Origin of the sequence: Bradyrhizobium sp. Ec3.3 (assembly GCF_000472925.1) — a bacterium.
In the GTDB taxonomy this organism is placed as follows: Bacteria; Pseudomonadota; Alphaproteobacteria; order Rhizobiales; family Xanthobacteraceae; genus Bradyrhizobium.
In genome coordinates this window covers 1-1,911 of sequence record NZ_AXAS01000152.1, presented here as the reverse complement: position 1 = coordinate 1,911, position 1,911 = coordinate 1, and the positions used below count along the sequence as shown (strand labels likewise).

Annotated in this window: 3 protein-coding genes and 3 pseudogenes; 1 reads left to right on the top strand and 5 read right to left on the bottom strand. The window is 60.6% G+C overall.

Features of this window, described 5'->3' with window-relative positions; all coding sequences use genetic code 11:
* A partial coding sequence (locus YUU_RS63175) for a hypothetical protein (RefSeq protein WP_210164199.1) occupies nucleotides 1-241 on the top strand: 241 nt, incomplete at its 5' end.
* On the opposite strand, the pseudogene YUU_RS62210 reads toward YUU_RS63175, so the two are convergent.
* The 5 genes and pseudogenes from YUU_RS62210 to YUU_RS63155 form a co-directional block, all read right to left on the bottom strand.
* A pseudogene (locus YUU_RS62210) lies at nucleotides 241-372 on the bottom strand (IS3 family transposase); the annotation flags it as partial. The gene YUU_RS63175 and the pseudogene YUU_RS62210 sit on opposite strands and share 1 nt — an antisense overlap.
* A 30-nt stretch (nucleotides 373-402) precedes the next feature.
* Nucleotides 403-699 (bottom strand): annotated as a pseudogene (locus tag YUU_RS63170) (transposase); the annotation flags it as partial.
* A pseudogene (locus YUU_RS63165) lies at nucleotides 660-875 on the bottom strand (transposase); the annotation flags it as partial. The pseudogenes YUU_RS63170 and YUU_RS63165, both read right to left, overlap by 40 nt.
* Nucleotides 876-882: 7 nt before the next feature.
* Nucleotides 883-1,278, bottom strand: a complete 396-nt coding sequence (locus YUU_RS63160; protein WP_371260608.1) for a transposase — start codon at nucleotides 1,276-1,278, stop codon at nucleotides 883-885.
* Nucleotides 1,253-1,684 carry an IS66 family transposase gene (locus YUU_RS63155; protein ID WP_027528104.1) on the bottom strand — a complete coding sequence of 144 codons (432 nt, stop codon included), beginning with the start codon at nucleotides 1,682-1,684 and terminating at the stop codon, nucleotides 1,253-1,255. The genes YUU_RS63160 and YUU_RS63155 overlap by 26 nt, the downstream gene beginning before the upstream one ends.
* Nucleotides 1,685-1,911 lie beyond the last annotated feature (227 nt).

Genomic DNA, 1,911 nt, shown 5'->3' with positions numbered 1-1,911 from the left:
CCAACGCGCCAAGGCGCTCAGCGCTTGGAATCCAACTCTCGGTGATTCGTCGAATTCCGTCAAATTATTAGCGGTATTGTCAATGGCATATCGAGAATTTCTTCGGCAAGCTGAAGGAATTCAAACACATTGCAATGCGGTGCGACAAGACAGACGGCAGCTTCGAAGCGATGATCTACCTCGCCACCGCTGTCATCCAGAGCCTGCAGGATTCCCGAATCGATTTTTCAATAATTCATAGGGGGCGGCTTTTGGAGGGATCGGGACCCGGGTGCCGACAGCCTTGCGGCGGGCCCGCCGCTTGCGGACGGCGAGCCCTTCCTCCCGATAAAGCCGCTAGATCCGGTTGATCCCCGACGGCTCGCTGGCGCGTTCGACGATGTTGAAGGCGTGAAGGCGCACGAGATGATCGCGGAGGAAGCGTTCGAAGATAGCACGGCGCGAGACGACGTAGCGGATCGCCTCGGCCAGTTTGGAATTGCCGGAGATCCGCCGCAAGGTCTGCTGCCAGAGGTCGAAGAGATCTGCGAGGATCGCCGCGGAGGTTTGCTGGCGCGGGGCAACGCGCCATCGGGGCTTTGATCGCGCACGGTTTTCTCGACCTGCCAGAGCTTTGCCATCCGCTCGACCGTCATCGTTGCCACTCTCGAGCTCCCTGCAAAATGCAGCTCGTAGAACTTGCGCCTGCTGTGTGACCAACAGCCAGCCAATGCGATGCCATCATTGCCGCGATCGGGTTGCGCCAAGTTGTTATAGGCGGCATAGCCATCCACCTGCAGGACGCCGCGATAACCATTGAGATGCCGGACCGGGCATTCGCCGGAGCGGCTGTCTTCAAAGCGATAAGCCGTCATCGGGGGACCACTGCCACCAAAGGTTCGGTCATCTCGGGCATAGGCCCATAAGTAGGCCGTCTTCGTCGATCCGGAGCCGGAGCGAGCGTCGGCAAGGTGGTTTCGTCCGCAAAGACCCGTTCGGCCTTCTTGACTTCGCTGAAGATGTAGTCGGCCACGATCTCCAGCTCGAAGCCAAGCTTGCCCATAATGGCGCCATCAGCTTGCGGTCGAGTACCTTGTCGCGGGCGTAGATAGCCTCCTGCCGGTAGAGCGGCTGGCCATCGGCATATTTGGCGACTGCGATCTCGGCCAGAAGCGCTTCCGTCGGAATGCCTGCTTCAATAATATGGGCCGGGCCGGCGCCTGGATTACGCCGTCGGCGTTCTTGGAAGTATACCTGGGACGACGCGTGACGATCACACGGAATTCGCCGGCACCACATCCAGACGTTCCGACACGTCCTCGCCGATCAGCACCTTCTGCTTGCCGGCATGCTCAGCCAGCTCTTCCGGCTCAATGACGGTTTCGACGCGTTCCAGGTGGGGCGCAAAGCCCTTGCGCCGACGAGGTGCACGCTTGCCGTCCGCTTGCTGACGGCCCTTACTGACCTGGGCCTTGATCGCAGCGATGCTGGTCTCAATTTCCTCGAAGACGAAGGCCTGCTGTTCATCGTCGCTGTTCGCAGAGCCGAACCTTTCGGATCGTCGGCCGAACCGGGCGCGGTCGAAGGCGTTCAGGATCTGCGTCAGCCGTTCGATGCGCGCATCGGCATCGGCGTTGCGGGCCTTGAGATCGGCGACCTCGCTCGCCAGAGCATCGGCCCGGGGCCGCCTTCCCAGCCATGGCAAGCACCATGGCCTTCAGCGTCTCTACGTCATTCGGGAGGTCGAGATCAGGCGGCGTCATTGGCCCGACCAGAGCACATTTTGCTCCAGTTCTCTTGCCCTTTCGCATACATGCGCAAGCTGCCGAGGGCCTGCGCACCTGGCACCAACTTTCAGTACAAAACCGGAGATTCCAACGTTGCCGGCATCTTGGTCGCAAACGCCGTCGGCAGATCGCTGTCGGAGTATCT